At 49.0% G+C, this 5842-nt stretch carries 5 protein-coding genes, 1 tRNA gene and 1 pseudogene; 3 read left to right on the top strand and 4 right to left on the bottom strand.

Features of this window, described 5'->3' with window-relative positions; genetic code table 11:
- Window positions 1–222: 222 nt before the first annotated feature.
- Window positions 223–957, bottom strand: a complete 735-nt coding sequence (dnaQ, locus tag ACTBDZ_RS14220; RefSeq protein WP_438815805.1) for a DNA polymerase III subunit epsilon — start codon at window positions 955–957, stop codon at window positions 223–225.
- 57 nt (window positions 958–1014) lie between these two features.
- Here dnaQ and rnhA point away from each other — a divergent pair, with 57 nt between their 5' ends.
- The gene (gene rnhA / locus ACTBDZ_RS14215) at window positions 1015–1479 is read left to right on the top strand and encodes a ribonuclease HI (protein WP_438815804.1); all 465 of its coding nucleotides are present in this window, start codon (window positions 1015–1017) and stop codon (window positions 1477–1479) included.
- Between the two features lie 5 nt (window positions 1480–1484).
- Here the strand turns inward: rnhA and ACTBDZ_RS14210 are convergent, their stop codons facing one another.
- On the bottom strand, window positions 1485–2219 hold the full coding sequence (locus tag ACTBDZ_RS14210; protein WP_438815803.1) for a methyltransferase domain-containing protein: 735 nt from the start codon (window positions 2217–2219) through the stop codon (window positions 1485–1487).
- Between the two features lie 261 nt (window positions 2220–2480).
- On the opposite strand from ACTBDZ_RS14210, the pseudogene gloB reads away from it, so the two are divergent.
- Window positions 2481–3236, top strand: a pseudogene (gene gloB / locus ACTBDZ_RS14205) (hydroxyacylglutathione hydrolase).
- A gap of 71 nt (window positions 3237–3307) precedes the next feature.
- On the top strand, window positions 3308–4687 hold the full coding sequence (gene mltD, locus ACTBDZ_RS14200) for a murein transglycosylase D (RefSeq protein ID WP_438815802.1): 1380 nt from the start codon (window positions 3308–3310) through the stop codon (window positions 4685–4687).
- A 65-nt stretch (window positions 4688–4752) separates the two neighbouring features.
- On the opposite strand, the gene ACTBDZ_RS14195 is transcribed toward mltD, so the two are convergent.
- Window positions 4753–5544 (bottom strand): endonuclease/exonuclease/phosphatase family protein, encoded by a 792-nt coding sequence (locus ACTBDZ_RS14195; RefSeq protein WP_438815801.1) that lies wholly within the window; start codon window positions 5542–5544, stop codon window positions 4753–4755.
- A gap of 172 nt (window positions 5545–5716) precedes the next feature.
- Window positions 5717–5793: transfer RNA gene (locus tag ACTBDZ_RS14190), tRNA-Asp, on the bottom strand.
- Window positions 5794–5842 lie beyond the last annotated feature (49 nt).

The following is a 5842-nucleotide window of genomic DNA, read 5'->3' as shown; positions in this document are numbered from 1 at the left end:
CGGTTGGTAACAAGGGCTCAATGATTGCCCATGCTTCATCAGAAAGATCGTAGCGAGCCATAATCCAAAGTGTCGTAGAAACAGATGGATACTATAGCTCAAGCAATTAAGGGACACAGCCTAAGGTGATCTGGGTATGGCGTCAATGCTTTTTATAATCAATTCATACTGTTTATTTATAATTCCAGCGTCATGCTGTAATCATCATCAATCGGATGATGATTACTGGCGCCACAAGCAACTGCCCCCCTTTTTGGCAATCAGATCGAGGCGCGTTTCATGAGCGGCCAGCTCTTCCGGACTGGCATAAATGATGGGCAAAGCAGACGCTTGGCGCGTAATTCGCTGCACGCTCTCACTTTCTGTACTCACTTGCTGCGTGTCACTCTCCATGGCAAACTCCAAAGAGGTTTGTCCCCCCGTCATGGCCAGATAGACATCGGCCAAGATTTCGGCGTCGAGTAACGCCCCGTGCAGCGTTCGTTTGCTGTTATCTATCTGATAACGGTCGCACAGTGCATCCAGGCTGTTTCTCTTACCGGGAAACAACTTACGCGCGACCATGAGGCTATCGGTGATCTTGCAAAAGGTCTCTGTTTTCGGGATATCCCGATTCAGCATCCGAAATTCATAGTCCATAAAGCCGATATCAAACGCGGCATTATGAATAACCAGTTCCGCACCGCTAATGAACTCAATAAACTCCTCGGCTATCTCAGCGTAGGCAGGTTTATCCTGTAAAAATTCATCGCTGATGCCGTGGACCATGAACGCTTCCGGATCAACCAATCTATCTGGCTTGATATACACATGATAATGGCGCCCCGTCAGGCGGCGATTAATGACCTCCACCGCACCTATCTCAATGATTTTATGGCCTTCATAATGAACACCGAGCCTGTTCATCCCCGTGGTTTCGGTATCCAGAACGATCTGTCGTGTAATTGCAGTGCTCATCGCTTTCGTTTTATGTCAGACTTACGGTTTTTATGATTAAGGTAGAGTCTACCAGAGATGACAAAGCAGGTAGAAATTTTCACCGATGGTTCTTGTCTGGGAAATCCCGGCCCGGGGGGTTATGGCGTTGTGCTGCGCTACAAGCAGCATGAAAAAACCTTGAGTGGGGGTTATCGCCTGACAACCAATAACCGCATGGAACTCATGGCCGCGATTGCCGCTCTGGAAGCGCTTACTACCCCATGTACGGTGGTACTGAGTACCGATAGCCAATATGTGCGGCAAGGTATCACGCGCTGGATCCACAATTGGAAACTTAAAGGCTGGAAAACCGCTGACAAAAAGCCAGTTAAGAATATCGATCTCTGGCAGCAGCTGGATGCCGCCATTCAACGACATACGATGCGTTGGGAGTGGGTTAAGGGCCATGCGGGTCATCCCGAGAACGAGAAATGTGATGAACTGGCACGCCAGGCAGCCTCGCACCCGACGCAGGACGATACGGGCTATCAGCCGGAATAATCCGCTCAGAACGGCCGGTACCCTTTACGGTAACTCTTGGTTGCCCCGACGGCTCTGCGCACCGGTGGCTTGTTGAACCTCTGGCGCAAGGGGGACATGGTAAGCGGGATGGTACGTTTACGCGCAACAAGGAGCATCAGGCAACCTAGGAGAGTTGAGTGAGGCGCTGACACTGTTGTCGTCTGCGGCATCTTCCACGGCACCACGTGGAAGGTCCCCTGATACAACACTTCATAATTGAGCAAGCTGAGCCAATCGATCATACGCATCTGCGTGAACATGCGCGCACAATAGGGTTGGCATTGACGAAGACCGGGCGTCAGCTTTCCAGCCCCGAGCAGGCTTATTGGATTAAACCCACTCAGCAATAACCATCCATCATTGATCAATACCCTATCCACTTCGCGTAGAATGCGGTGTAGATCCGATGAATAAGAGAGTGTATGCGCCAGCAAACAGGCATCGATAGACTTCTCAGAAAAGGGCAGTTGGTAAGGATCGGCCAAGACATGCACATCATCAGTAACACTCGGGTTGATATTAACCTGATGGGAAATGGCACACGTGTCCGTCGCGATAGCGTTGCTGAGCACGCCGACTTTCAGTAAATGGAAGCCGAACACACGAGGCCACCATGCTGCCAATGCATGTTCAAGCGCCTGCTGGTAATGTGCGCCCCAAGGGATATCCTCCCAACACGTTGGTGAAGAATAAGCCTGAGGCGTATGCGCTGGCTTCATATATTAGTATTCTCCCTCAGACCCAATAGCTATCTCAGAACACGTAATATACCCTAAATAATTCGCGTTGCAGGAAGGCGGCAAGTGAAGGACAAATTTGTCTGGAACAAATTTGAACAGCGCCTGCGCTGGCCCATAGGGTAAACCTCAGGGATGAGGTTCATTCATCCCGATGCGCTTACTCAGGTAAGTGATTCGGGTGAGTGAACGCAGCCAACGCACATGCAGCTTGAAGTATGACGGGTATAAATGGGGTATCACATGAATCTTATCAGTGTTGCAGCACTTTCGGACAACTACATTTGGCTATTACATGACGCACAGCACCGTTGTGTCATTGTCGATCCCGGTGACGCAGGACCAGTATTGCAAGCGCTAGGTAAACACCAACTCACACCGGTAGCGGTGTTGCTCACCCATCATCACAGTGACCATGTGGCGGGAGTGCCTGATATCCAGAAGGCTTATCCCGACTTGCCAGTTTATGGACCCGAAGAGACGGCGCAGCGTGGTGCAACACGTATTTTGCGCGACGGAGATCACATTCAGTTACTCAATTCGGATTTCTCCGTGTTTTCTGTGCCGGGTCACACTTTAGGTCATATTTCGTACTACGCCGCCCCCTATTTGTTCTGCGGAGATACGCTGTTTTCGGCTGGATGTGGGCGAATTTTTGAAGGATCACCTAAGCAAATTCATGAATAAATTGAAAAAATATCAAAACTTCCCGATGAGACACGCATTTGCTGCGCACACGAGTACACCTTGTCAAATCTTGAGTTTGCTCACACTATCTGGCCTGAAGAGTACAATATTGACGCTTACCTTTCTGAAATCAGGCTATTACGCGATAAATCTCAATCAACGCTGCCAACCACCCTTGGTCTTGAACGAAAAATCAACCTTTTTCTTAGATGCCATGCTATTGATTTAAAATAAAAATTAAAAATAAAACCCGGTAACATAGAGGATTGGCAAGTTTTCGCCCAATTACGTAGTAAGAAAGATTGCTTTTGAAGGTTTTTGTTGTACTGATCGGCTAATCAAAGTATTATCGCTCGTCTTTTAAGCAAACTATTGACACACATATGAAGGCTCAAGCGATTATTATCGCCTCAGTCTTGTTGGCAGGTTGCCAAGGGGTCTATCAAGACACCTCGCAACCGAAACAACATGGGCAGAGTCTGTCTTCAGCAGGTCAAGGTGAAGCAGGAAAGTACACAGGAAGTCGAGAGACATCCGCGCGCTGGCTAGATAATAATGGCCTAGCGCAGCGCGACCTGTGGAACTTCATTAGCGACGAGCTGAAGATGGAGGTTCCGGATAACGTCCGGATCCGCGAGCAAAAAACACGATACTTAAAAAATAAGAGCTATCTCCACGATGTAACATTACGGGCAGAGCCGTACATGTACTGGATAGTCGAGCAGATTAAGCAGCGCAAAATGCCGATGGAACTGGTACTGCTACCCATAGTGGAGAGCGCTTTTGATCCCAAGGCCACATCATCCGCCAATGCCGCAGGGCTCTGGCAGATTGTGCCAAGCACTGGGCGTAACTACGGTTTGAAACAGAACCAGTGGTATGATGGTCGTCGCGATGTTGTTGCATCAACGACGGCTGCCTTAGACATGATGCAGCGCCTCAACACAATGTTTGATGGTGACTGGCTACTTACCATCGCCGCCTATAACAGCGGTGAAGGGCGTGTTTTGCAAGCAGTAAAAGCAAATAAGGCAAAAGGCAGGTCAACGAGTTACTGGGCATTGGCGTTACCACGTGAAACGTCACTTTATGTCCCGAAAATGTTAGCCTTAAGCGATATTCTTAAGAATAGCAAAAAATACGGCATTGAGTTACCTAAGCCCAACGAAAGTCGGGCACTGGCGCAGGTAGACCTGGGTCAACAGATGGAGTTGACGCAAGCGGCTGAAATGGCTGGCTTGTCGCTAACAAAACTGAAGAGCTACAACACAGGCTACAAACGTGACGTGACCGCTCCGAACGGGCCACATTACATTATGGTGCCTAAGGCACATGTTGAGCAGTTGAAGGATTCGTTGGCAGATGGCGATATCGCCGCTGTACAACCCACTAAACTGGCGCAGCTATCCGCAAACACGGAATACAAGGTTCATTCAGGTGACACCTTGTCAGGTATTGCGGCGAAACTGAAGGTCAGCGCGCAGGATCTGCGCAAGTGGAACAATCTGGCCAGCGCTAACGCGCTGAAGGTTGGTCAATCGCTTCAGGTTGTACAGGCCTCTGCGGGCAGTAAAAAGGGTAACAGTAATTCCATTACCTATCAGGTGCGTAAAGGAGATTCTCTCGCGAGTATCGCCAAACGTCACGGGGTAGATATCGCAGATGTTATGCGCTGGAATTCCATCATCAATAAAAAGGCGAATATTCAGCCTGGAGATCGGTTAACGTTGTTCGTGAATACGGCAACATCACCAGACTCTTAAGTGCTGCATAGCCTATAAAAAAGCCACGGTGGTTAACCTACGTGGCTTTTTTTATTGTTTTGACATCATGCCGGCAACTGAAATTCAACCAATAGCGGGTTGTGGTCAGAAGCCTGGGTAACCAATACAGAAGATTGCATGACGTGTAACCCCCGATAAAAAACAAAATCTAACGGGCGGCCGAACGTTCGACGCCGCTGGTCATCGACAAAGCGAACCTCACGCAAGGCAATCTCACTGGCAAATTGATAAAGCGCGTTGATACGCTGCCGGCTCCAGGCATTAAAATCCCCTGCCATGATCACTGGCCCGGCATGACGTTTGACCTGCTCACCAATCGCATCCAGTTGTTTGCCATACACTTCAACGCCGATGCTGAAATTAATGGCATGGATATTAATAACCATCAGTTGCTGAGCACTCTGCAATGCATAAACCGTAATCAGCGCCGATTTAGACAGGCGAAGCAGAGGCTCCCTCTCTCTTAGTGGGCAGCAATACAACGGTTGCGCGGCAGACAGCGTCATCACTCCAGAAGGGTGTTGGGGAAGAATAATGGCAGGAACCTGATCGGTAGCAACATAGTTCGCCGTTGCAAAGCGTATCAGCTCAGGCGTACTTTGCGCCTCTTGCAGTAAAACGAGATGAGCATCTTTACCAAAATTTTGTAATACCGAAAGCCAGTGCAGGCGCTGCTGTTTATAGATATTCCACACCAATACACGCAGTACGTCGTTTTTTTCAAGCAGCGGCTCCTCTGGCAGTGCCTGCATAACAGGATACTGTACACAAGAGGAAAAAATTCTCTCTACGGGTTGCCCCGCACTGTACCTCACCGCATAGGTTTTCTTTCGCACAACGAACCTGCTTGTCTCTTCAGTGCTACACGCTATTACTTTAAGCAAAGAACGGCCTGAGTGACAGGGATATTCGGCAAGACTTGCACTGCATAACAGATCTTTACAGAGCAAGGTAACTATGGCACAAAGTAAAAAGCCCTGAGCAATTGCTCAGGGCTTTTCTTTTTAGTGGCGGAACGGACGGGACTCGAACCCGCGACCCCCTGCGTGACAGGCAGGTATTCTAACCGACTGAACTACCGCTCCACCGATACTTTTTCATTACCAGACACCGTCTGATAATCGATATTAAAAC

The organism is Symbiopectobacterium sp. (assembly GCF_051710365.1).
GTDB lineage: Bacteria > Pseudomonadota > Gammaproteobacteria > Enterobacterales > Enterobacteriaceae > Symbiopectobacterium.
Note: the sequence above shows the minus strand (reverse complement) of the source record. Positions and strands in the feature narration are given on the sequence as shown.

Excerpts from the sequence above, each read along its gene's own strand:
- dnaQ (WP_438815805.1), bottom strand. The coding sequence starts at position 957 with ATGAGCACTGCAATTACACGACAGATCGTTCTGGATACCGAAACCACG.
- rnhA (WP_438815804.1), top strand. The coding sequence starts at position 1,015 with ATGACAAAGCAGGTAGAAATTTTCACCGATGGTTCTTGTCTGGGAAAT.
- ACTBDZ_RS14210 (WP_438815803.1), bottom strand. The coding sequence starts at position 2,219 with ATGAAGCCAGCGCATACGCCTCAGGCTTATTCTTCACCAACGTGTTGG.
- mltD (WP_438815802.1), top strand. The coding sequence starts at position 3,308 with ATGAAGGCTCAAGCGATTATTATCGCCTCAGTCTTGTTGGCAGGTTGC.